The sequence below is a fragment of the Flavobacterium sp. WC2409 genome (assembly GCF_041200085.1).
In the GTDB taxonomy this organism is placed as follows: Bacteria; Bacteroidota; Bacteroidia; order Flavobacteriales; family Flavobacteriaceae; genus Flavobacterium.
Window position 1 is genome coordinate 685066 of record NZ_CP165625.1, and the last position, 25928, is coordinate 710993.

The window sequence follows — 25928 nt, forward strand, 5'->3', positions numbered from 1 at the left end:
TTACAATTTGGCAATTGTAAATGTAATTAAATATCTACAAATTTTGCAACTATTTAATTTAGATAGGGTTTCATTTTTTGAATTGAATTACCAATACAATTAGTAGTAGCATCTTTTCGTGGAAAGAACAGAATTATCCCTTATTTTTGCACAAAACTTATTTCCTTTGAAAACTAAACTTTTCCTCATTACCCCGCCGTTTACCCAACTGAATACACCATATCCGGCAACGGCATATATAAAAGGGTTTCTGAATACTAAAAATATTGATTCAGTTCAGGCAGATTTAGGTATTGAGGTTATTTTAAAATTGTTTTCGAAAGAAGGATTGCAAAGTTTGTTTGAAGTTGCAAGTTTAAAGTTTGCTACGCCAGTTCGACTTTCAGTCTCGGGTGAAGTTGGAGAAATTTCAGATAATTCGAAACGTATTTTTGCACTTCAAGAGGAATACATTAAAACAATCGATTCAGTAATTACTTTTTTACAAGGGAAAAATCCAACCTTAGCTTTGCAAATTTGTCAAGAAGATTATTTGCCAGAAGCTTCTCGTTTTGCACAATTAGAAGAACTCGATTGGGCTTTTGGGACCATGGGAACACAAGATAAAGCGAAACATTTGGCTACTTTGTATCTTGAAGACATATCTGATTTTATAGTGGAATGTGTGGATGCTAATTTTGGCTTCAGCCGTTATGCTGAGCGTTTAGGAAGAAGTGCTAATTCTTTTGATGAATTGTACGAGGCTTTACAACAAGAGCCTACTTATATTGACACTGTTTTACTTTCTATTCTAAAAGAAAGGATTGAAACCATACAGCCCACATTATTTTTAATTTCAGTTCCCTTTCCAGGGAATTTATATAGTGCCTTTAGATCTGCACAATGGGTAAAAAAACACCATCCCGAAATTAAGGTTTCGATGGGAGGCGGTTTCCCCAATACCGAATTACGTTCGTTATCAGATGCTCGAGTTTTTGAATTTATTGATTTTATTACTTTGGATGATGGCGAAGCTCCTGTTGAGGAATTGATTGCCAATATTGAAGAACCCAATTACAAGTCTTTTAAAAGAACGTTTCTTCTTGAAAACGGAAAAGTAGTTTACAAAAATAATTCTACCAAAAGTGATTACAAACAATCCCAAGTAGGAACGCCAGATTATTCCGATTTGCCTTTGGATAAATACATTTCGGTTATCGAAATCGTAAACCCAATGCACCGCATGTGGTCTGATGGTCGCTGGAATAAATTGACTATGGCACATGGTTGTTACTGGGGAAAATGTACATTTTGTGATATATCATTAGATTACATTAAAATTTACGAACCAGTAGCTGCTAGTTTACTTTGTGATCGAATGGAGGAAATGATTGCGCAAACAGGTGAAAATGGTTTTCATTATGTTGATGAAGCAGCACCACCTGCATTGATGCGTGCCTTGGCTCTTGAAATATTGCGAAGAAAACTATCTGTGACTTGGTGGACCAACATTCGTTTCGAAAAAAGCTTTACTAAAGATTTATGTTTGCTTTTAAAAGCTTCCGGTTGTATCGCTGTTTCTGGTGGACTCGAAGTAGCTTCGGATCGTTTGTTAAAATTAATAGCTAAAGGCGTAACTGTTGAACAAGTGGCTAAAGTCACTCGAAACTTTACGGAAGCCGGCGTAATGGTTCATGCCTATTTGATGTACGGTTATCCTACACAAACAATTCAAGAAACGGTGGATAGTCTCGAAATGGTACGCCAATTGTTTGAAGTAGGCGTATTGCAATCAGGGTTTTGGCACCAATTTGCCATGACAGCACACAGTCCAGTGGGATTGTATCCTGAGAAATTTGGAGTTGTAAAAGAAACCGAAGTTATTGGGACTTTTGCTAATAACGACATTAATTATACCGATTCAACAGGAATTGACCATGATAAATTTAGTTTTGGATTAAAGAAATCGTTGTTCAACTTCATGCACGGTATCTGTTTTGATTATGAGTTGCAAGATTGGTTTGAATTTAAAATTCCGAAAACTAAAATCTCTCCCGATTTTATTTTTGATGCACTTCAAGAAAACGATGGTTTTAATATCAAACCTACAGCCAAAATTGTTTGGTTAGGTGGAACCCCTTTTGTAGACTATTTTACTAAAACTAAAAAAGGAAATTCTTGGGAAATGATGAGTTTGACTTTTCATGATAAAAAAGAAAGTTTTACAATTCAAACCAACAAGGAAGAGGGCGAATGGCTTGCAGAAATACTTTTAAAAATAGCTGTTTCTAATGCTAAAATTTATTCTTTCCAAGAAATTAAATCTGATTTTGAAACTCATTTTGAAGACTTTGAATTATTTTGGTATTCAAAACCTATTAATTCATTAAGAGAATTTGGATTATTGGTGTTGTAGATTAATTTTTGATAGCTATACTAATTTAGCATAAAACTTTTCTTTTTCTTTTACGAAAACGTTTTCTTTTACTTATTTTTACCACCATAAAAATAATACTAATGAGTGATAGTTATAAAGTAAAAGTAAATGATTCTTTTTCATTTGATATTAATAAAGAAGAAGTTTCAAAACTCGATGCTGTAAATTTGGATTCCAATTCTGTCCATATTTTACATAAAAACAACCCTTATAAAGCAGAAATTGTAAGTTCTGACTTTCTTCAAAAAACGTATACTGTAAAGGTCAATAACAACTCTTATGTTGTGGCAATCTCTAATCCGTTGGATGTTTTGATTAAAGATATGGGATTTGAAGTTGGACTCACTAAACAAGTCAATTTCATCAAAGCACCTATGCCTGGACTAATTCTAGAAATCAGTGTAGTGGTTGGACAAGCGGTACTTGAAAATGATAATTTAATCATTTTGGGTGCTATGAAAATGGAAAATAGTTTCCTGTCTCCTCGTGATGGTGTTATAAAAACAATTTCGGTTGTGTTAGGAGATGCTGTTGATAAAGGGCAGTTGTTAATTGAATTTGAATAAAGTTGTAAGAAACAAGAAGAAAGAGGCAAGAAAATAGTTAGAGAGGATTTATATTGAATCTAGCAGCGTAGCGGTCTTTCGTCTTTTATCTAAAAAAAATATGAAAAAAATATTAGTTGCCAATAGAGGGGAAATTGCTATTAGAGTAATGAAAACCGCCCGTAAAATGGGGATTAAAACAGTTGCAGTATATTCAACTGTAGATAGAAATGCACCACATGTAAAATTTGCTGATGAAGCGGTTTGTATTGGAGGAGCTCCTTCTAGTGAATCCTATTTGTTAGGAAGTAAAATCATCGAAGTGGCCAAATCTTTAAACGTGGACGCTATACACCCAGGGTATGGATTCTTGAGTGAAAATGCTGATTTTGCCGAAGAGGCCGAAAAAAACAATATCATCTTTATTGGTCCCAAGTCGAAAGCAATTCATATCATGGGAAGTAAGCTAGCAGCCAAAGAGGCTGTTAAAAAATACAATATTCCAATGGTTCCTGGTTATGATAAAGCCATTACCGATGTGGAAAAAGCCAAAGTTGTAGCTAAAGAAATAGGTTTTCCAATTCTAATAAAAGCGTCAGCAGGTGGTGGAGGTAAAGGAATGCGTGTAGTAGAAAACGAAGCCGAATTTGAATCTCAAATGGATCGTGCAATTAGCGAAGCGATTTCTGCTTTTGGGGATGGTGCTGTTTTTATAGAAAAATATGTGGGTTCGCCAAGGCATATCGAAATCCAAATAATGGCTGACAGTCATGGAAATATTTTGTATTTATTCGAAAGAGAATGTAGTATACAAAGACGGCACCAAAAAGTTATCGAAGAAGCACCTTCCTCTGTTTTAACACCAGAATTGCGAAAAGAGATGGGTGAAGCTGCCGTTTTAGTAGCTAAATCTTGTGATTATCTTGGAGCAGGAACGGTGGAGTTTTTATTGGACGAAAATAATAATTTTTACTTCTTGGAGATGAATACTCGTTTGCAAGTAGAGCACCCCGTTACGGAATTAATCACTGGAACTGATTTAGTCGAACTACAAATTAGAGTCGCTAGAGGAGAAGAATTATCAATCAAACAAGAAGACCTGAAAATAAAAGGACATGCGATGGAATTGCGTGTCTATGCCGAAGATCCTATGAATGATTTTCTACCTAGTGTAGGTCATTTGGATGTTTACCAATTGCCTGTTGGCAAAGGAATTCGTGTAGATAATGGTTTTGAGCAAGGAATGGATATTCCTATTTATTATGATCCAATGCTAGCAAAGTTGATTACCTATGGAGAAACACGTGAGGAAGCCATTCAAATTATGCTAGAAGCCATAGATGGTTATCAAGTAGAAGGAGTAGAAACAACATTGCCTTTTGGAAAATTTGTATTTGATCATGAGGCATTTCGTTCTGGAAATTTTGACACCCATTTTGTGAAAAAATATTACAATGCGGATTTGTTGAAAAACCAAATAGTTCAAGAAGCTGAAATCGCTGCAATGGTAGCATTAAAACACTATTTTGAAGATCAAAAAATCGTAAGATTACCAAATTGATTTTTAAAGAGTTATAAATAAAATTTGCGAATTAGCGGTAAAAAAAACAGTATGCAAGACAAAATAAATACATTAAACGATAAAATTGCTCAAGCTCATTTGGGCGGAGGCACAAAGAGGATAGCAAAACAACATTCGAATAAAAAATTAACGGCAAGAGAGCGTGTTAATTATTTAATGGACGAAGGTTCATTTGAAGAAATTGGAATGTTGGTAACGCACCGAACTACCGATTTTGGAATGGAAAAGGAAATGTATTACGGGGATGGTGTCATCACCGGGTACGGAACAATAAATGGACGATTGGTTTATATTTTTGCACAAGATTTCACCGTTTTTGGAGGTTCGTTATCCGAAACACATGCCGAGAAAATTTGTAAAGTTATGGACATGGCAGTCAAAATGGGTGCGCCTATGATTGGATTGAATGATTCCGGTGGAGCTCGTATTCAAGAAGGGGTTCGTTCTCTAGGAGGTTATGCTGATATTTTTTATAGAAATGTGCAAGCTTCGGGTGTTATTCCACAAATTTCGGCTATCATGGGACCCTGTGCTGGTGGAGCGGTATATTCGCCAGCAATGACGGATTTTACGATGATGGTCGAAGACACCAGTTATATGTTTGTAACAGGTCCTAATGTGGTAAAAACGGTAACTAATGAAACGGTAACATCGGAAGAATTAGGAGGTGCGAGTTCGCATTCAACTAAATCGGGTGTGGCGCACATCACTTCTACAAATGATGTCGAATGCCTAGAAGATTTGAAACGTTTGTTGAGTTATTTGCCACAAAGCAATAAAGAAAAAGCACATAATTTACCTTATGAATTGAATGATGAGGTTCGTACTAAATTAGCAACTATTATTCCCGAAAATCCCAATAAACCGTACGATATGCACGAGGTGATTGGTGGAATAATCGACGAAGATTCATTTTATGAAATTCATAAAAATTATGCCGAAAATATCTTGGTGGGTTTCGCTCGACTAGGAGGTAAAAGCATTGGAATTATAGCTAATCAACCGATGGTTTTAGCAGGTTGTCTGGATGTGAATAGTTCAAAAAAAGCGGCTCGATTTACCCGTTTTTGCGATGCATTTAATATTCCGTTATTGGTTTTGGTAGATGTACCAGGATTTTTACCAGGAACAGATCAAGAGTGGAATGGAATTATAGTTCATGGAGCCAAATTATTATATGCTTTAAGCGAAGCGACGGTGCCTAGAGTTACTGTGATTACGCGTAAAGCCTATGGTGGAGCTTATGATGTGATGAATTCCAAACACATTGGTGCCGACATGAATTTTGCTTGGCCTACTGCTGAAATTGCGGTTATGGGGGCAAAAGGAGCCTCGGAAATTATCTTCAAGAAAGAAATTCACGATGCCAAAGACCATGAAGCTAAATTGTTGGAAAAAGAAGCGGAGTATGCTGATTTGTTTGCCAATCCATATACAGCAGCACAACGTGGTTTTGTAGATGAGGTAATCCTACCGCAAGATACTAGACGAAAATTGATAAAAGCGTTTAGTATGCTCGAAAATAAAGTAAGCGTAACTCCCGATAGAAAACACGGGAATATTCCTTTGTAAAAGAATGATAAGAATAGAAAAAACCATTCGCCACGGCGAATGGTTTTTTGTTTAATGTAAACTAACCACTTTTGTTATAGTCCATACATTATTATCATTTTTCCAAAAAATGATAAATTTACTCGCATGTGATGGCGTTCCTTCTTTCTCCCTATTATTATGAAATTTATGCAGTCCCATTTCTATTGCTCCAAAATCTTTGATGGGATAAACCTCAATGCTTCCTTTTACTAATTCCCGCGTTACTTTACCGCAAATATTTTTTTTAGTACCATCAATTAGTTCTTGTTTAACAGTGCTTAATCCCCCTTTGTCATGGTAAAACTCAATATTGTCCGCGTATATTGCTGCCTGCTTATCTAGATCACAGGTATTGTACGCTTGGAAAAATGTACTATCCATGGCAACTATGGTATTGTAGAGTTCTAGATTGTCTGGAATGTATTGGTATGCTGGTTCTTTAGTAGTGTACTTTTGAGCAGAACATACAGCTGTTGTAATTGCAAATAAGAAAATTAAAAAACAGGGTAGGCTATAGTTTTTCATAATTTATTTTAAATATTTGTAAGTGAATAAATAAGGCTTTTTAAATACAACTTAAATAGGTTTTGGAAATTTTTTTCTAAAATCAAAAACAATTTCCGAAGCTCCATTTTCCTGCAAATAATCTAATTTTTCTTTTGCATTATATAGCGTTGGGAATTCCCCTTTTTTGATCCACCACATTGCAGTATATACTTTGCCAAAAGTTTGAAACCATTCTTTTCTTCTTTTCAAAAACTCAGTATGGAAAGTTTTATAAACGAAATTTTCCAATGATTCCACGTTTTCCCAAACGGAAACATTTACAATAATTTGTTCGTCATTATACGGGTTCAATGAAGTCGCATTATTTGTATCATCTTTTAGTCTCCAAACAAATCCGGCACTGCTTTCAGCCAGTTCATTAACGGAATCTAAATTATCGACAAACTCTTTCATTATTGGGTCATTAATTGCAACTCCCTTCATTTTTGCAATATTAATCTCTGCAATTTGGTATTCTGCCATAGAATTATTTTTTCGTTATTTTTTTTGTTGATAATGTGATTGATTGGAGACTAAATTATGCATTTATTTTTGAATTTTATCTAATGATTTAGATATATAACTATTTGTATTTTTATTATTTTAATAAGAAAATCGATAACTTTAAAATTAATTACGCGTTTTTTTTACCAAAAAGGAGTGACAAAGAAGGAGTCTTTGTGTAGAAACTACATAATGATATTTTTACATTGCTATTTGACATTTTAGTATCTTTAATAAATAGACAAAATAGATAAGTTTGTGACATATGTTTTTATTTAACCCATAAATTATGATTTTGAAAAAATATAGATTTTTAATTTTATTCTTATCAGTTTCTATTTTTTCTATGGCTCAGAATGTCAAAGAAAAATCTAGTTTTTATCACTATTCAGGGAGAGTCGAATTACAAGACAATAATAAAGTAATCTTGATTAGTGCAGCTTCATCTGTTTCCTTTGATTTTATTGGAAAGACGTGTAAAATATTTTTACAAAATGTAACAGACCAACATAGTTTTATTGCCTTAGAATTGGATGGGAATTATATAGGCCGAATTCGAATCGAAAAAGGGATAGCTCAGACATTTCCTGTAAAAGTTACTACCAATAAAAAAACACACCACCTTGCCATTTATAAAGCAACCGAAGCTTCAACAGGTGGGGTTATGTTCATAGGAACTACTGCAAAATTGATAAAAAGCACCACGCCAAACCGAAATAAAATTGAATATATAGGTGATTCTATTACCTCTGGATTTGGAAACGACACGGCCGAAATTCCTTGTGGGACGGGAGGTTGGTTTGATCAACATAATGGATATTGGGCCTACGGAGCTATAGTTGCTCGTAGTTTAAATTTAGATTATGTATTGAGTTCTGTTTCTGGGTTTGGGATGTATCGCAACTGGAATGACGATCATAAAGAGGAGCCTAATATTCCTGATGTATATGAAAATTTGAATTTGGATACCAATACTTCAAAGCCTTATGATTTTGCTTTCCAGCCTGATTTAGTGAGTATTTGTTTGGGAACAAATGACCTCTCAGATGGTGATGGTAAAAAAGAAAGGTTACCATTTAGTGAAGATAAATACGTTTCAAATTATATCGCTTTTATCAAAACGGTATATCAACATACACCTAATACTAGAATTGTATTGTTGAACAGCCCTATGGTTTCTGGAGATAGAAATGTAGTATTAGTACGTTGTTTGAAAAAAGTAATTCAAGCTTTTGAAAATGATGCAGAACATAAAACCATTGCTTTATTTGAATTTCAATCGATGCAACCAAACGGTTGTGGTTCACATCCTGATATTGCCGATGACAAAATCATGGCAAGCCAATTGACTCCATTTTTAAAAAAAATACTAGATGAAAAATAATGTAATTGCTTTTATACTTTTTCTAACGCTTTCTTCTCCTGCTTTTGCAAATGTGACGCTACCCAATTTGTTTTCGGATAATATGGTGTTGCAACGCAATACCGAAGTTGCCATTTGGGGTTGGGCGAATCCACAGGAAGAAGTAGTTATCAGTCCAAGTTGGAATAATGAGGTGTATAAAGTTAAAGCTTCAAATCAAGCAAAATGGGAGATTAAAATACCTACTCCAAAAGAAGGTGGACCTTATACTATTTCCATAAAAGGATACAATGAGATTGTATTGAAGAATATTTTGATAGGCGAAGTTTGGATTTGCTCTGGACAATCCAATATGGAGATGTCAGCAGCTTGGGGAATTGAGAATGGTGATGAAGCAGTAAAAAAGGCAATGAATCCCAATATTCGATTTTTTTCGATACCTAAATTGACAGCTACTACACCACAAAATAATGTGTCTGGTAACTGGACGGAATGTACACCAGAGACCATGAAAAATTTTAGCGCTACAGGTTATTTCTTTGCCAAACGCTTACAAGAAGATTTAAAAAATGTGCCAATAGGTTTGATTTCGTCTAACTGGGGAGGTACGCCAGCGGAGATTTGGACACCGGAAGAAGTCATTCAAAAAGATGCCGTTTTACTAGAAAGTGCTAAAACTAGAAAAGAAGAAACCTATGGGCCAAACCAACCGGGACGCGCTTTTAATGCTATGATTTATCCTTTGGCTGGATTCAAAATTGCAGGTGTGATTTGGTATCAAGGAGAATCAAATGTCGGTTCATCGGTTTATGACAAAACCTTTTCGGCTTTGATTACTTCTTGGAGAAAGTTATGGAATTACGAGTTTCCTTTTTATTATGTTCAAATTGCACCTTATCAATACGGAGAAGATCATTTTGGCGGAGTTGAAATTAGAAATGCGCAGCGCAAAGTGTTGCAAGAAGTTCCGAATGTAGGGATGGTATTAACAACAGATATTTCAACAGTTGAAGACATACACCCAAAAGACAAGAAATCGGTAGGAACTCGATTGGCGAATTTAGCCTTAGTGAAAACCTATAAAACCAATACGGATTTGGTAAACGGACCACTATATAAAGACATTAAAATAGAAAAGAATAAAGTTATTGTTGCTTTTGATTATGCTGAAGGATTGCATTTTACAAATAAAAAATCAAATCAATTTGAGATTGCAGGTGCGGATAATGTGTTTTATACTGCAGAGGCTAGCATAAAAAACAATACGGTTATTCTAAAATCAAATAAAGTACCGCATCCTGTAAAAGTTCGTTTTGCATGGACAAATATTGCACAATCGAACTTATTTAATAAAGCCAATTTGCCTGCTTCGTCATTTTTGAGTGAATAATGGAAGTGATTATTGACAAAAAAACGCAGCTTAATTACGCAGATGCTGCGTGAGGGATAGTAGGTGATATCCTCGTAGCGCAGCGGAGAGATAAAGCCGAATAGCCCGACCCGAAGTTTTTACGAAGGGTCACGCCCAAAAAAGAAAACCAAAACAAACTATGAATACTAAAAGAATAATTACAACGGGGATTTTTGCCCTGATTACTATTGGAACTATGAATGCACAGAAAAAATCTTATTTAGATAATACAAAACCTACTGAGGAACGTATTAATTTGTTAATGAAACAAATGACACTGGAGGAAAAAGTAGGGCAAATGAATCAATACAACGGTTTTTGGGAAGTAACAGGACCGGCTCCAACAGGAGGGAATGCAGAACTAAAATACAAGCATTTGCGCGCTGGGTTAGTTGGATCTATGTTATCCGTTCGTGGAGTGAAGGAAGTAAAAGCAGTGCAAAAAATTGCTGTGGAAGAAACGCGTTTAGGGATTCCGTTAATCATAGGCTTTGATGTAATTCACGGGTATAAAACCTTGAGTCCAATTCCGCTTGCTGAAGCAGCGAGTTGGGATATGGAAGCGATAAAAAAATCGGCTCAGGTGGCTGCAGCCGAAGCATCGGCAGTGGGAATCAACTGGACTTTTGGACCAAATGTAGATGTATCTCATGATGCGCGTTGGGGGCGCGTAATGGAAGGAGCGGGTGAAGATGCCTATTTAGGAAGTAAAATAGCGATTGCTAGAGTTACCGGTTTTCAAGGCGATACTAGAGCTGATTTGTTAAGAGTAAACACAATTGCGGCTTGTGCCAAGCATTTTGCGGCTTATGGTTTTGCCGAAGCAGGGAAGGAATACAATACAGTAGATATTAGTAATTCAAGATTGTATAATGAAGTTTTGCCTCCGTTTCATGCGGCTACAGAAGCGGGAGTTCGTACGTTTATGAACTCCTTTAATATCCTGAATGGAATTCCTGCAACGGGAAACAGTTTTTTGCAAAGAGACATCCTGAAAGGGAAATGGAATTTTGACGGTTTTGTGGTTTCAGACTGGGCTTCAGTTAAGGAAATGATAATTCATGGTTATGCAAAAGATGGTGCAGATGCAACACAAAAAGCAGTAACAGCAGGTTCAGATATGGATATGGAATCGTATATGTATGTGGCTGAATTGGCAAAATTAGTTCAAGAAGGAAAAGTTAAAGAAACATTAGTTGATGATGCGGTACGCCGAATTTTAAGAGTGAAATTTGAATTGGGATTATTTGATGATCCGTATAAATATTGTGACGAGAAACGAGAAAAAGCAACTATTGGAAATAAAGCCAATAATGACGGAGTTTTGGACATGGCCAAAAAATCAATTGTGTTGTTGAAGAATGAGTCTAATTTGCTCCCGCTAAAAAAATCAGGACAAAAAATTGCTTTGATTGGTGCATTGGCTAATGACAAAAACAGCCCGTTGGGAAGTTGGAGAATTGCTTCAGATGATAATACCGCGGTTTCTGTTCTAGAAGGAATGCAACAATACAAAGGAAATCAGTTGACTTTTGAAAAAGGCGCCGATTTAACTATTGGTAAAACAGCATTTGTAGAAGAGGTGGTTTTTAATACAACTGATAAAAGTGGATTTGATGCGGCCAAAAAAGCAGCAGCTACTGCCGATGTGGTAGTAATGGTGTTGGGAGAACATGGTTTTCAATCGGGGGAAGGACGCAGTAGAACGAATCTTGATTTACCAGGTTTACAACAAGAATTATTAGAGGAAATATATAAAGTAAATCCTAATATTGTTTTGGTTTTAAATAATGGTAGACCTTTAGCTTTGCCTTGGGCTGCAGCACATATTCCATCTATTGTAGAAGCTTGGCATCTAGGAACACAGACAGGTAATGCTGTAGCCCAAGTTTTGTACGGAGATTATAACCCAAGTGGTAAATTACCGATGTCGTTTCCAAGAAACGTAGGGCAATGTCCTATTTATTATAACAATTACAGTACAGGAAGACCTACTAATGGAGAAGGAAATGTTTTTTGGTCTCATTATACTGATGTAGAGAAAACGCCACAGTTCCCTTTTGGTTTCGGATTAAGTTATACTACTTTTGAGTATAAAAACTTAAAATTAGATAAAACTGCTATTGCTTTAGGAGAAGAAGTAAAAGTATCTGTAGATGTTACTAATACAGGGGATTATGATGGTAAAGAAGTCGTGCAATTATACATTCATGATGATGTTGCTAGTTTAGCGAGACCGGTAAAAGAATTGAAAGGATTTGAATTAGTGGACTTGAAAAAAGGGGAAACTAAAACGGTAACCTTACCATTGACTGATAAAGAATTGGGTTTCTTTGATAATGATGGTAATTATCTGGTAGAACCAGGAACTTTTAAAATCATGGTAGGAGGAAGCTCAGACAAAGGGTTGGAAAGTGCTTTTGAAATAAAATAAAACTTTTAAAATACTATTAATAAACCCGACAGCTTAAAAAACAGGTCGGGTTTATTTGTATTATAAACATATGAATGCGAATTTTACGAATTATAAAATTGAAAATCAAATCTTTAAATTAATACAATGGAATACAATAGATGTGGAAAAAGTGGTTTATTACTGCCACAAATTTCTTTAGGATTATGGCATAACTTCGGTTCAGTAGATGTTTTTGAAAACGGAGAAAATATTGTCAAAGAAGCTTTTGATAAAGGAATAACTCATTTTGATTTAGCCAACAATTACGGACCAATACCGGGTTCTGCAGAAACTAATTTTGGTAGAATTTTAAAGAATAATTTCCAAGGAAATTTGCGTGACGAAATGGTGATTGCTACAAAGGCAGGATACAAAATGTGGGAAGGTCCTTATGGAGAATGGGGATCAAGAAAATACTTAATATCGAGTCTGAATCAAAGTTTAAAGCGAATGAACCTCGATTATGTAGATATCTTTTATTCACATCGTTTTGATCCAAATACACCACTTGAAGAGACTATGATGGCATTAGATTATGCAGTACGAAGCGGTAAAGCTTTGTATGCAGGAATTTCTAATTATCCAGCGGAGCAAACTAAACAAGCAACTGAAATTTTGAAACAATTAGGAACACCTTGCTTAATTCACCAAGAAAAATATTCGATGTTTGTGCGCACCTGTGGGGAAGGGTTACTGGATGTTTTAGAAGATAAAGGAGTAGGTTGTATCGCTTTTTCACCTTTGGCACAAGGACTTTTAACGGATAAATACCTAAAAGGGATTCCTGAAAATTCAAGGGCTTTTAATCCTAATGGACATTTGCAATCAGAAGAAGTTTCTGACGAGAAGGTCGTTAAAATAGTAGCTTTGAATGAAATCGCAAAAAATAGAAATCAATCTTTGGCACAAATGGCTTTGGCTTGGTTGTTAAAGGATAACCGAATCACTTCTGTATTAATTGGAGCAAGTTCAGTAGGGCAGTTGAACAATAATATTGATAGTTTACAAAATCTTGACTTTACGCAAGAGGAGTTGAAAGCAATTGAAGGGATTTTAAAATAATCTTTATAAAAATAAAAAAAGGGACAGTTTTTATGAACTGTCCCTTTTTTGTTTATTTCAATTTTGTAATTATTTCAATTTGCAATTGTATTTTTTTACTATTTTCAATGTTGATTTGTCACTAGAGAAAACTGAATTTAATCCTTGCGGTTCTTGTGGTGGATCAGTTGTTAAAGGATCACCAGCGTTCCATTTTCCATCTTTGGTTACGGCTTTCCCTTCTCCCCCAAAACCCCAAAAATTGGCTGCTTGTAAAGGACCGTTATTCTTTTTACTTTCTACAATTCGGCTAAAAATATAGTTGTAAAAAATATCTCTATTTGCAACAGACGAACCTGCAACTAAACTTTCATTTGCTCTTGGTAAACCAAATTCTTCAATGATTATTGGTTTTTTTAGATTATTAGCCACAGCAACATGCGCATCAATATAAGCACAGGCTTTTTCTAAAGTAGGTTGAATCGTGTTTTCGGCATCTTCTGCTTTAAACCAACCCCAGTTTTTTGGCCAAATATGCATAGTCAAATAGTCAATATTTGGATTCTCATGCGTTCTTTGAAATGTTTCCATACTATCATTAGAACTGTTTTTTCCTTCAGAACCCGTAGAAACTAAATGGTTCTTGTCTAAACTATCTATTAAATTAACAATATTGTTTAACCATAAAGTGAATTTTTTTTCATTTTCAGCTGTAAACGTGCGTGGTTCATTCCCAACTTGCCAAGCCATAATGGTATTGTCTTCGGTATATTTTTTATGAGTGTAAGTATTTGTCCTTCCAATAATAAATTTCACATGGTCCTCTAAAGCTTTCATACAAGGTTCACAGCTATGGAATTGCTCGGTATAACTCATGAATTGCGGCCAAGTATTTGGTGCAATATTCGGGATAGGAATCGCTCCATGACCGTTCCACTCTAAATATTGTGACATACCGCCAGACCATTCCCAGTTATTAGTCAGGTAAAGTACCGCATACATATTGCGTTTTCCCATTTCGGCCATTAAATAATCTAGTCCGTCAAGTAAGTCTTCATTGTATTTTCCTTGTTCGTATTGCAAAGCAGGTTTTACGGTATAATCATAGGTTCCACCTTCGGCACCAACCAATATTCTTAAGTTGTCGATTCCGTTTTTCTTCATTAAATCCAATTCACGACCCAAACGATCTCTATATCCAACTGATTTTGAAGCCAGTAGGGAACCATACCAATAGTTTGTTCCTACATAAGAATACGGTTTATCACCTTTAAAAAATTGTGTTCCTTTTACGGTAATTCTAGGTTGGTTTTGTGCGGTATTTTTTGTTGAGGTAAAAAAACAAAGAATAAACAAAATAGGAAATAGTACTTTTTTCATGATTTTTATTTAGGAGCTTTATCCTGCTATCCGTTTCAATCTTTTATTTTTTAAAGAAAAAAATAAAAGGATTTTCACTACTATCAGGGCTAGGCTTTATGTTTACATTCTTAATTGGGTAACACATACATTTTAGGTAATGAATTCACCAATGCCGACTTTGGTTTTGTTGTAAAACTGGTGAAATCTGCAGCATTTGAAGCTTCAGGAGTAGGAACATAATAACCATTTGAGGTATTGTTCCAAAACATGACAAAACTAATTTCAGCACTATTTGCAGTCAATGCATTGTATAAATAAGTAGAAAACCATCCAGAAATTGCCGTGTTTGAGCTTGTAACCTGATATCCAGTCTCCGTCATAGCTGCTATTTTTACTTTGGTTATTGCTAAATCAGAAACCATTTTAATTTTTGTATTCGCTCTGTCCGAACCAGCTTGACCTTGATTATTAAAATCACCATAGTTATCCATTCCTAGAATATCAACATAAGTATCACCTGGATAACGACTCAAATAATTTGTGGAAGTAGAATAAGAGTTATCAGGTGAAAAGGCATATAAAATATTATGAACTCCTTTAGTATTTTTCAGATAATCAACTGTAAATTGAAACGCTGTTTTATATTCTTCAGGAGAACAATAATTTGCTCCCCACCAGAACCAGTTTCCGTCAAATTCATGAAAAGGTCTGAAAATAACAGGAATTAATTCTCCATTACTTCCTTTAAGATTAGAAATCACCGATGCAATTTTATCTAGTTTTGCTTTATACCAATCGTGTTTAGTACCTCCAGGCAAAATGCTTTTGAAAGCTGTAGCTTTTTCATCAGCTGTCATGTCATTGGCATAAAAACTATCTTCTTTGTTAGGTTCTCTTAAATGCCAGCAAAAAACATTTACCATTCCTTTGCTATAAGCTTGTTTGGCATCATCAGTTATCTTTTTTTCTTGTTGGTAAAACCAATTGTCAACTTGTCCATTATTGTTTTTATCTGTAATAAACATAAAGTCAGAACCTAGAAGTGCTGGATCATTTCCAGTAGTTTTTTTTATATCAGATAGAGCTGATGAACCATTATTGTAAAAAGCATTAAAAGCATCTTGTTGACCAATGGCAAATTTAGTTTTGGCCAGTTTCTTTAAATTATAGAACAAAGCAACTGTTTCTGCAGTAGCATTAGCATCTACCATATATGTTTTTACATTGGTGGTTGTTAAAACATCAGTTTGTGTAGGAGGCACAGTAGGTGGTGGAGTTACAACGGGATCTGGAGTATCAGGACTTGTAGAACAACTACAAATCAAAAGATTAACACATACAATTATAAAAAACACAAGAGATTTATTCATTTTTGATAGTTTTAATTCGGTTAATTATTTCAATGCAAGCACGACCATTGTGATAAGGGCATTTCCAAAAACCTGCTTTGTCTTTTTCTATTAAAGAATAATCAGCATTTACGCCCCAATACCATTCTCCATTTTTGCTGTCAAGAATGTATTTCTTTGTAAATTCCCAATTTTTTAGGACTACATCAAGATAGGCTTTATCACCAGTTAATTGAAATGAATTAAAAAAACCAATCATCAATTCTGCTTGTGGCCACCAATGTTTTTCGGCAATTAATTCATTGTTGTTCGGGTCTAATTCATACCACAAACCACCATCTATGTCAATTCCTTCATAGGTAACATCTGTAAGTTGGATAGCATGTTTTTTATAACGTGCTATTAATTTTTCATTTCCAGAAATTTCTGCACATTGTAATAAAAGCCATGCAGCTTCTATGTCGTGTCCATAGGATATTACATCTGGGTTTTCGATCCAGTTTTCATCAAAAAATAGTTTTAAATGACCTGTTTCTTCATTAATAAAATGAGCATCAATTACCTCGAGTAATTCAACAATGTCATTAAGTAAGGTTTCCTCTTTCCAAACGGTATACAAATTGGCATATGCTTCCACAATATGCAAATGCGTATTCATTGTTTTCTTTTCGTTAGCGTCTTTATCACTCAAGCGGAAATCGTCAATGTTTTGCCAATGGCGTGTAAAAGCTTCTAGATACCCTTTTTTTATTGGATCGTAACTGTGCTCTTGAATTTTTTTATACAAATTTATAGCTACTTCAAGTGCTTTTTCCTCTTTGGAAATGGCATAATATTCAGCCATGCCATAAATCACAAAAGCAATAGCATAAATTTGATTTTTGGTGTCTTTTGGAGTTCCGTCGTTATGGAGACTCCAAAAAATTCCACCAAATTCGGTATCATAAAAATGGCTTATAATATAATCAAAAGCTCTTTTTGCAATTTTTTTATGTTCTTCCTCATTAGTAAGTTTATAAGCTGATGAAAAAGTCCATAAGATTCGAGCATTTAAAACAGAACCTTTTTCTGACTGATGATGTGCAATGTCATTATGATCTATTTGCCCAATGAAGCCACCATTTATGGTATCAATAGTGAATTTAGACCAGTATTCAAGAATACCATCAAGTTCAGTTGTAAGTTCAGATTGTAATTGTTTTAATTGTAAAGGCACGTTTATAAAATTGCTTTGTTTTTATTTACTTGTTCAATGATTGTATTTACAGAACCTGCAGATGTAAAAGTATCTTCAGGAGTGTTTATTACATAGTCAATTAATTTTTCTACAGATGAAACTGCAACGTGCATTCTAGTGTCAGATGATGCATAATAGATAAAAACAGTTCCGTCTTCATCTTTAATCCAACCATTAGAAAATAACACATTCGAAACATCACCAACTCTTTCAATTCCTTCTGGCCCCATAAAATGTCCTGCAGGTTTGTGGGTTACTTTTGAAATATCATCTAAAGCTGTCATAAACATGTACAGTGTATAACGTAATCCTGCAGCTGTATTTCTAACACCATGAGCTAGGTGCAACCATCCCTTTGCTGTTTTAATTGGTGCTGGACCTAAACCGTTTTTAAGTTCGTAAACCGTATGATATTGTTTACCGTAGATGATGGTTTCGTCTTGTACTATTGGATTTGTCATATCATCGATATAACCTAATCCTACACCACCACCATTTCCTATGTCAATAAATCCGTCTTGTGGACGCGTATAAACTGCATATTTTCCGTTTACAAATTCAGGATGAAATACTACATTTCTTTGTTGACCTGTATTCGAAATTAAATCTGGCAAACGTTCCCAAGTTATTAAATCTTTGGTTCGTACGATTCCTGCATTTGCAATAGCAGAACTAGTATCTCCTTTTGGAGCATTTGGATCTTTTCTTTCTGTACAAAAGATGCCGTAAATCCAACCATCTTGATGATTTACCAAACGCATGTCATACACATTCGTATCAGGATTCCCTTCAATTTGAGGGAGCACACACGGTTTGTCCCAAAACTCAAAATTATCAACACCATTTGGACTTTCAGCAATAGCAATAAATGATTTACGATCAAAACCTTCTACACGAACAGCAAGAATATATTTATTATTCCATTTCATCGCACCAGAATTCAGAGTGGCATTAACGCCAATTCGTTGCATTAACGATGGGTTTGTATTCTCGTCCAAATCATATCTCCATTCAATAGGAGCATGTTTGGCTGTTAAAATAGGGTTTTTATAACGTATAAATATACCATTACTAACGTTTGATTGTGGCTCATTTTTTTGTTCTATCAATTGTTGAAATTCATTTTTAATTTCAATTTTTCTTTTTTGGAAATCGGTTTCTATTGTTTTTGTATTCATGTTTGAAAGTTCTAAAATCAAGTATTAATTAGTTAAATTTCTTTTTTCAGTAAGGTCTTGTTCGATTAGTTGTAATTTGTTTTCTGTAAGTGGGTAGAATAAAATAAAAATCACAGAGATAACTGCAGCAGCAGCAGGAAGAATACTCAACATAAGTTGGATTCCGTTTTGTGTTACAGCTGTTTGTTCAATATTCGCCTGAAAACCATAAAATGCAAGAAGCCATCCTGTTGCTGCTCCACCAATGGTCCAACCAAATTTTTGTGACATAGAAGAAGCAGAGAATACTAATCCTGTTGCTCTACGACCTTGTTTCCATTCAGAGTAATCAGCACTGTCAGCATACATCGACCAGATTAAAGGAAAGATGCAACCCGCACAAATACTTATTAATATTTGGAAAACCATAATTAGTAAAACATCTTCTTTTCCAAAAAAATAGAAAACAACGCTTAAAATTGCGGCTAAGGTCATTGCTCCAAAAAAGGTGTTTTTTTTACCAATTTTGTTTGCAATAGGAGTGGCGGCAATTACTCCAATAATATTCGCAGCTTGTCCTAGAACTAAGTATAATGAGGTTGGTGTCATTGCAAAAGTCTCTCCAAATACATTAAAACTGTAGTTTACTGTATTGCTTACGTAATATTTAAAGTAATAAACGGCTGCACCATCTCGGATTGAATTGAATACTAATGCACCAATTCCCGCACCAAGTAAAATCCACCATGGTTTGTTTTCCCATAGATCTTTAAGGTCTTCTTTTAAATTTGTTTTTTCATCAGAAATGGGTTTAACGCGCTCTTTGGTTAGAAAAAAACAGCCCCAAAAAAAGAGGGTCGTGATAATTCCAAATACGATGATGGTATATAACCAACCCGTTTTTGAATTCATATTTCCTCCAAAATGATTTACCAAAGGTTCTATTAACCAAAGTGCCAATAAGCTTCCAGCAAATGCAAAAACCATACGATAAGAAGATAGGGTTGTGCGTTCTTTTCTATCCGATGACATTACTCCAAGTAGTGAAGCGTAAGGAACATTGATTATGGAATACACCATCATCATTAAAGAATAAGTAATGTAAGCATAGATTATTTTGCCTTTTTCATCAAAATCAGGAGTATAAAATGTTAAGATACCTATTACGGCAAATGGAATTGCAGTCCATAATAAATAAGGTCTAAACTTACCCCAACGTGTTTTAGTACGATCAGCAATTATTCCTACAATGGGATCAAAACAAGAATCCCAGATTCTAGTTATTAAGAACATAGTTCCAACTATGGCTGGAGCTAGACCGAAAACATCGGTGTAAAAAAACATAAGATACATGCTGAATATTTTCCAAAACATGGAGGAGGCAGCATCTCCTAAGCCGTAACCAACTTTTTCTTTTATACTTATTTTATGATGCATTTTTGGTTGTTTAAAGGTCTAAATGTTAATTAATTATTTTTATACAGGTTTTCTTTTTTCGCTTCTTTTTCGAATAGAATTTTATCAAGTTTATAAAAATTGATAAAGTCTTTTTCGCTTATTTGCCCTTTATAGGGTGCGTAATAATGCATTTTTTGTTCTTTCTCTTGCCATCCGTGGTTTCTCCATACTAATAGATAGGAAATTTTATAATCACCAATCGCTTTTATTAATGTATCAGTCCACCATTTATCATAAGGAATAGCTTCATAACCCGTTTCGGCAAAAGCCATAATTTTATTTTGTTCTTTGGTTACTTCATCCATGATTTTAAATTGTCTTTGGCAATTTTCTATAAAAGAATTATCTTTCGTAGGGTCACTGTATTGGTATTTATCAAAACTTAAAATATCAGCATAATCACTTCCAGGATAATATTCTAGAAACTCTTCTTTGGTATTAAAGTCGGCAGTATTGTAAACATATATTAAATTATGTACTCCTTTTTGCTGAAAATAATTAATAGTAAATTTCCATAATGCTTTAAACTCTTCTGGACTTCCATTGTTTTTGCACCACCAAAACCAGTTTCCTGTAAGTTCATGGTAGGGTCGGTATACCATAGGAATAGGTTTTCCATTTTCATCTTTTATAGATAAAATAAAGCGTATTCCTTCATCTAACCAAGATTTGAATTTTTTATGATTGACACCACCAGGTAGCGCTGATACTAGAGAATTTGGAGTAATGTCCCAAGCGTTTTTATTTGTTAAAGGATTATCAATATGCCAGCTAAGAGTAGTAATACCTCCTCTTTTATGTGATTCTTTGATGTACTGTCTCATTTTATCAAATGGTACACCGTCTATATTTGTTTTTGATTTTTTTTCTAGTCCTGCAAGATCCCATCCATATACCGCAGGATAGTCTCCAGTGAGTTCTTTTACATCACTTCTTCCAGCTTCATATTTCCAATTTACACCGTAGGCTAAATCATCTTGGTGACCAAAAAAGATTCCTATATCAATTGATTTTTTTAAATTATTGTATAATTGTTGAGTTTCTATAGTTGATTTTGTATCAGAAAGAGATGATTTAGTATCATTAGGTTGTTTTTTTGAGGCGCAAGAGATAAAAAGGCAAAAAAGAGTGAATAGTGCAATAGTGTTTTTTTTCATTTTTGGGAGTTGATTTGAGTGCATGTTTTTTAGTACTCTACTTTTTTAATTTGATGCTAAAATAGTTTTTTATGTAATAAAAAAAACAAACGATTTAAGGAATGAAATTATTAAAACAATAAAAATAATGGATAATAAAAATGATTTGTATTTAATATGAATGTAGTTTTTAAAATAATGATAAATGTATTTTTCAAAGATAATTGGATGACTCGCTTCTAATTAATATTATTTTATCAATTATATATCATATTATTGCAAATAAAAAAGTTAATATGAGCAATCTGAAAAATTTTTACAGAGAAATACCCCCTCTTTCTTCGGGAGACAGTTTTTTGGTTTTTGACAGAGTCAAAGATAATTTTGACTTTCCAGTTCACTATCATCCTGAATTTGAGATCAATTTTATTCAAAATGGTAAAGGAGTGAAGCGTGTTGTGGGTGATAATATTGAAGAAATTGAAGATATTGAGCTGGTACTAATAGGACCTAATTTATATCATGGATGGGAACTTAATAGATGTAAAAACAATCAAATTCATGAAATTACGATTCAGTTTCATAATGATTTATTTGATGACACCTTGTTGTCTAGACGTATAATGAATCCTATTAAGGATATGTTTAATCGCTCAATTCATGGTATTTTATTTTCCAGAAAAACTGCTGAAGAGCTTTCTTCTCGTCTTGTTAAAATCTCAAAACTGGATGGTATAGATTATTTTTTAGAGATCATTTCAATTTTATATGACTTAGCTAACTCTAGGAATCAGAGGCTTTTATCTACTTTTACTGTTGATCATGATACGTTTGAAGATTATGATAAAATGAAATTGGTTTATGAATATGTGCAAAATAATTTTGCCGAAAAAATAACTTTGGATGAGGTTTCCAGTGTGGCGAGCATGTCGAGTATTTCATTTAATCGATTTATAAAAAAGAGAACTGGTAAAACTTTTGTCAATTATATAAATGATATTAGAATTGGGTATGCTGCAAGATGGCTAGTTGAAAAGGATCTGAGTATATCTGAAGTTGCATTCAAATCTGGGTTTAATAATATTGCTAATTTTAATAGAAGTTTTAAGACTATTAAAAAATGTACTCCAAGTCAGTATAGAGAAGATTTTTCGGGGTTAAAAAGAATTTTATAACATTTTTTCTTAATTGATTCTATTTGTTTTCACTGTACTTTAAAGCCTTTTTTGCGAAAACAGTATAGTCTTCTTTTTATTGTGAGACAATTTTATATAGCCTTTAATTATTAAAGGCTATTTTTTTTACTCCATTTCATTTCATTTTATCGTATTTTTTTTATCAATTAATTATACAATACGTAATTAAAAATGTGTTTTTTTTTCAAATACATATAGTTATTGAGTATAAAGTAAAAATATTATCATTAAATGATATAATACTATTAATAAGATGTTTGCTTGTGTTATAGATTTGTTAATTATAAATAATTAAAATTAACCTGTATTCTCATTTCTAATTTTTTCCCTTTTAGAAATTAGTATTCTTAACTAACCAAACATTTATTATGAAAAAATTATTGTCTAATTTGATTCATTGGAAAATCAATCATCGTCTGTTTCCTTTGATGTTATTTTTATTACTAACAAGTACTTTTGTTACTGCTCAAACCAAAATTTCGGGAGTGATAAAAGATGCGAATGGGCTTACTATCCCAGGAGCTAATATTGCAATTGTTGGGTCTAGTAAAGTCGTATCAACAGATATTGACGGTAAATATGAAATTGATGCGCCATCAACTGCGACATTATCATTTTCCTTTATTGGATTTGACACTCAAAAAATTGCTGTAAAAAGCAGGTCAAAAATCAATGTAACTTTATTAAGTGATTCACAAGCTTTAAATGAAGTTGTAGTTATTGGATATGGAACTCAAAAAAGGGGAGATATCAATAGTTCAATATCATCTGTTAAAGCAAAGGATTTAGAGAACATTAAGCAAGTCAACATTGATCAAATGTTGCAAGGTAAAGCTGCAGGTGTTTCTATAACAAATAACTCTGGATCTCCTGGTGGAGCGGCTTCGGTGAGGATCAGAGGAACAACTTCTATATCTGGGACTAATGAACCTTTATATATTATTGATGGTATTCCTATTTCTGGTGATGCTACAGGCAAATCTACAAGTGGACAAGCTCTAGCAGGAAAAGATGGTTTTTCATCAACTGGTGGGGGTGGTAATAGCGCTGTAAGTCCTTTGTCAATGATAAATCCAAATGATATTGAATCTATAGATATTTTAAAAGACGCTTCTGCGACAGCTATTTATGGTTCAAGAGGAGCAAATGGTGTAATTATTATTACTACTAAATCGGGTAAAAAAGGAGCAGGTAAAATTACTTATGATACGTACTCTTCTTTTATAGCAAATTCTAAATCTCTTGATGTAATGAATTTGCAACAATTCGCAAAAAACAAAACAGATTTAGCAAATTTATACGGATACGAAGTTAGACCAGAGTTTGCCCATCCTGAATTATTGGGATTAGGAACAAATTGGCAAGATGAGGTGTATAGAACAGCATTGGCTAAAAGCCATCAATTATCATTTTCTGGAGCCAAAGAAGGAACAAGTTATTATTTGTCTGGAGGATATTTAGATCAAGAAGGGACTATTATTGGTTCGGGTTATAAGAGATACACTGTAAGGTTAAATGTAGATTCAAAAGTTAAAGACTGGTTGAAAGTGGGGTCAAATTTGACTTCTGGAATAACGAATGAAAAAATTACTGTGAATCAAAGTTTTCAAGGTTTGATTAGTAATACACTACTACAATCTCCTGATATACCAGTAAGGAATATTGATGGAACTTTTGCGGGACCTCCTAATAAAGACCAAAGTGTTACTTATTATAATCCTGTTGCTGAAGCATTAACAAGAGAGAATTCATTAGTAAGAAAAAACTTTTTGGGGAATATCTATGCCGAGATTGACATTGTTAAAGGTTTGAAATACCGTGCTGAAGTTTCGGCAAATACCGAGTTTTCTGAAAACAATGATTTTAGACCTTCTTATAAATGGGGATCTCAAGTAAATCTTTTGGCAGATTTAAACATGAGAAGACAAAATTGGTATTCAACAAATATTAAAAACTTGTTGACGTATGACAAACAGATAAATAAACATAAGTTTACTGTTCTAGTAGGTCAAGAAGCAAATGATAGTCATTGGGAAGGATTAGTAACTTCATCAGAAGGGTTTCAGACTAATGAAAACCATACTATAAATTTAGCCAATGTTGATAATAACACAGTAACAGGTTACAAAGGTAGTGCATCGTTATATTCCCTCTTTGGGCGTGTTATTTATGATTTTGATAATAGATTTAGTTTAAATGCCTCAATAAGAGCTGATAAGTCTTCAAAATTTGACCCTGCAAATGGGGATAAACAATGGGGCGTTTTTAGAGCGGTTTCTGGATCTTGGAAATTGTCTAACGAGGCTTTTATGGAAAGTACTCGTGACTATATCGATAATATTAAATTTAGATTAGGATATGGTGAAACGGGGAATCAACAAATTGAAAACAATAGGTACACTGCTTTATTAGGACAACAAAGCTCTGGTTTAGGTAGTGGGTTTTTAGTGTCAAACTCTCCAAATCCGGATTTAACTTGGGAATCACTTAATCAAAAAAATGTAGGACTTGATTTTACACTATTTAATTCAAGATTATCTGCAAGTGTTGATTTTTATGAAAAAATTTCAAAAGACTTTTTGTTTCAAGTGCCATTGCCAATATACTTGACAGGTGGGGGAGGTCAATACGGAGGGATTTCTGCTCCTTATTCTAATCTTGGAACCATGAGTAATAAAGGATATGATATTACTTTAGGCTATAATACAAAAGGAAGTGGTTTTAATTGGAGTTCCTCATTAGTTTTTTCTCATTATGTAAACAAACTGGTAGATATTCAAAATGGTATTATTTTGACACAACAAGTAAATACAAATGGATACCAACCAGTCGTGGCAACAAATACCGTAGTAGGACAGCCAATAGGGATGTTTTATGGCTATGTTTCTGAGGGGATTTTTAAAGATATGACAACACTAAATGCAGCGCCATTACAATTTGGTCAAACTGTTGGGACTGGTGCTGGACAAACGTATTTAGGAGATGTTAAATACAAAGATGTGAACGGCGATGGCGTAATTGATCCATTAGACAAAACGTTAATAGGTAGTCCACATCCAGATTTTACTTTCGGATTTACCAATAATTTTAATTACAAAAATTTTGATCTTTCTGTTTTCTTACAAGGTTCATATGGTAATGATATCTTGAATTTAACTAAAAGAGCAGGTACAACTAATGCTTCATTATATGAAAATCAATTGGTAGAGGCAGCAAATTATTGGACTCCAACAAATACAAATACGGATATTCCAAGACCTATTGCAAATTCATCAAATACGAATCTTGTGATTTCAAGTCGTTATCTAGAAGATGGTTCTTATATGAGAATTCAAAATCTAACTTTTGGATATTCATTGCCTCAAGATGCTATTTCAAAATTAAAAATGTCAAGATTAAGATTTTATGGTTCTGTACAAAACTTGTACACTTTTACAAAATATTCAGGTTACGATCCAGAGATTGGTTCTTTTAATCAGAATCCTCTTTTGTCAGGTATTGATAATGGAAGGTACCCATCTCCAAGAACATTCACAGTTGGAGTAAATGTTGAATTTTAAAAAATAATAAATTAGAA

Annotated in this window: 18 protein-coding genes; 10 read left to right on the forward strand and 8 right to left on the reverse strand. The window is 33.9% G+C overall.

All coding sequences use genetic code 11. The annotated features are described in order from the left end of the window. The first annotated feature begins 166 nt into the window (after window positions 1-166). The 4 genes from AB3G34_RS03095 to AB3G34_RS03110 all read left to right on the forward strand — a co-directional run bounded on the left by AB3G34_RS03095 (window position 167) and on the right by AB3G34_RS03110 (window position 6115). Window positions 167-2395 carry a radical SAM protein gene (locus AB3G34_RS03095; protein WP_369753418.1) on the forward strand — a complete coding sequence of 743 codons (2229 nt, stop codon included), beginning with the start codon at window positions 167-169 and terminating at the stop codon, window positions 2393-2395. Window positions 2396-2496: 101 nt separating this feature from the next. Next, window positions 2497-2982, forward strand: a complete 486-nt coding sequence (locus tag AB3G34_RS03100) for an acetyl-CoA carboxylase biotin carboxyl carrier protein subunit (protein WP_367768424.1) — start codon at window positions 2497-2499, stop codon at window positions 2980-2982. A 100-nt stretch (window positions 2983-3082) separates the two neighbouring features. Then, window positions 3083-4522, forward strand: coding sequence for an acetyl-CoA carboxylase biotin carboxylase subunit (gene accC / locus AB3G34_RS03105; RefSeq protein ID WP_369753421.1), 1440 nt, complete (start codon window positions 3083-3085; stop codon window positions 4520-4522). Between the two features lie 51 nt (window positions 4523-4573). After that, a complete protein-coding gene (locus AB3G34_RS03110; protein ID WP_369753422.1) occupies window positions 4574-6115 on the forward strand; it encodes an acyl-CoA carboxylase subunit beta in 1542 nt (513 codons plus the stop codon). Window positions 6116-6166: 51 nt separating this feature from the next. Here the strand turns inward: AB3G34_RS03110 and AB3G34_RS03115 are convergent, their stop codons facing one another. Both AB3G34_RS03115 and AB3G34_RS03120 read right to left on the reverse strand, forming a co-directional pair. Further along, the gene (locus AB3G34_RS03115; protein WP_369753424.1) at window positions 6167-6661 is read right to left on the reverse strand and encodes a nuclear transport factor 2 family protein; all 495 of its coding nucleotides are present in this window, start codon (window positions 6659-6661) and stop codon (window positions 6167-6169) included. Between the two features lie 51 nt (window positions 6662-6712). Beyond that, window positions 6713-7165 carry a DUF3291 domain-containing protein gene (locus AB3G34_RS03120; RefSeq protein WP_369753425.1) on the reverse strand — a complete coding sequence of 151 codons (453 nt, stop codon included), beginning with the start codon at window positions 7163-7165 and terminating at the stop codon, window positions 6713-6715. 310 nt (window positions 7166-7475) lie between these two features. Here AB3G34_RS03120 and AB3G34_RS03125 point away from each other — a divergent pair, with 310 nt between their 5' ends. From AB3G34_RS03125 to AB3G34_RS03140, 4 genes are all read left to right on the forward strand, one after another. Then, a complete protein-coding gene (locus AB3G34_RS03125; RefSeq protein WP_369753427.1) occupies window positions 7476-8570 on the forward strand; it encodes a GDSL-type esterase/lipase family protein in 1095 nt (364 codons plus the stop codon). After that, window positions 8560-9939 carry a sialate O-acetylesterase gene (locus AB3G34_RS03130; protein ID WP_369753428.1) on the forward strand — a complete coding sequence of 460 codons (1380 nt, stop codon included), beginning with the start codon at window positions 8560-8562 and terminating at the stop codon, window positions 9937-9939. The genes AB3G34_RS03125 and AB3G34_RS03130 overlap by 11 nt, the downstream gene beginning before the upstream one ends. Window positions 9940-10099: 160 nt before the next feature. Further along, on the forward strand, window positions 10100-12394 hold the full coding sequence (bglX, locus tag AB3G34_RS03135; protein ID WP_369753429.1) for a beta-glucosidase BglX: 2295 nt from the start codon (window positions 10100-10102) through the stop codon (window positions 12392-12394). A gap of 126 nt (window positions 12395-12520) precedes the next feature. Then, complete coding sequence (locus AB3G34_RS03140; protein WP_369753430.1) at window positions 12521-13477, forward strand: aldo/keto reductase; 957 nt, start codon at window positions 12521-12523, stop codon at window positions 13475-13477. A gap of 69 nt (window positions 13478-13546) precedes the next feature. Here AB3G34_RS03140 and AB3G34_RS03145 read toward each other — a convergent pair whose 3' ends face one another. The 6 genes from AB3G34_RS03145 to AB3G34_RS03170 all read right to left on the reverse strand — a co-directional run bounded on the left by AB3G34_RS03145 (window position 13547) and on the right by AB3G34_RS03170 (window position 21176). Continuing rightward, window positions 13547-14836: a beta-mannanase gene (locus AB3G34_RS03145; protein WP_369753431.1), complete on the reverse strand. Its 1290-nt coding sequence runs from the start codon at window positions 14834-14836 to the stop codon at window positions 13547-13549. A gap of 110 nt (window positions 14837-14946) precedes the next feature. Continuing rightward, complete coding sequence (locus tag AB3G34_RS03150) at window positions 14947-16188, reverse strand: glycoside hydrolase family 26 protein (protein ID WP_369753432.1); 1242 nt, start codon at window positions 16186-16188, stop codon at window positions 14947-14949. Next, the gene (locus tag AB3G34_RS03155) at window positions 16181-17383 is read right to left on the reverse strand and encodes an AGE family epimerase/isomerase (RefSeq protein WP_369753433.1); all 1203 of its coding nucleotides are present in this window, start codon (window positions 17381-17383) and stop codon (window positions 16181-16183) included. The genes AB3G34_RS03150 and AB3G34_RS03155 overlap by 8 nt, the downstream gene beginning before the upstream one ends. 2 nt (window positions 17384-17385) lie before the next feature. Next, the gene (locus AB3G34_RS03160; protein ID WP_369753434.1) at window positions 17386-18582 is read right to left on the reverse strand and encodes a glycosidase; all 1197 of its coding nucleotides are present in this window, start codon (window positions 18580-18582) and stop codon (window positions 17386-17388) included. Window positions 18583-18606: 24 nt separating this feature from the next. After that, window positions 18607-19998, reverse strand: coding sequence for an MFS transporter (locus AB3G34_RS03165; protein ID WP_369753435.1), 1392 nt, complete (start codon window positions 19996-19998; stop codon window positions 18607-18609). Window positions 19999-20027: 29 nt separating this feature from the next. Beyond that, entirely contained in the window at window positions 20028-21176 is a 1149-nt protein-coding gene (locus AB3G34_RS03170; protein WP_369753436.1) for a glycoside hydrolase family 26 protein, read from the reverse strand. A gap of 275 nt (window positions 21177-21451) precedes the next feature. On the opposite strand from AB3G34_RS03170, the gene AB3G34_RS03175 reads away from it, so the two are divergent. After that, entirely contained in the window at window positions 21452-22330 is an 879-nt protein-coding gene (locus tag AB3G34_RS03175) for a helix-turn-helix domain-containing protein (RefSeq protein WP_369753437.1), read from the forward strand. A 389-nt stretch (window positions 22331-22719) separates the two neighbouring features. Beyond that, window positions 22720-25911 (forward strand): SusC/RagA family TonB-linked outer membrane protein, encoded by a 3192-nt coding sequence (locus AB3G34_RS03180; RefSeq protein WP_369753438.1) that lies wholly within the window; start codon window positions 22720-22722, stop codon window positions 25909-25911. Window positions 25912-25928: the final 17 nt, after the last annotated feature.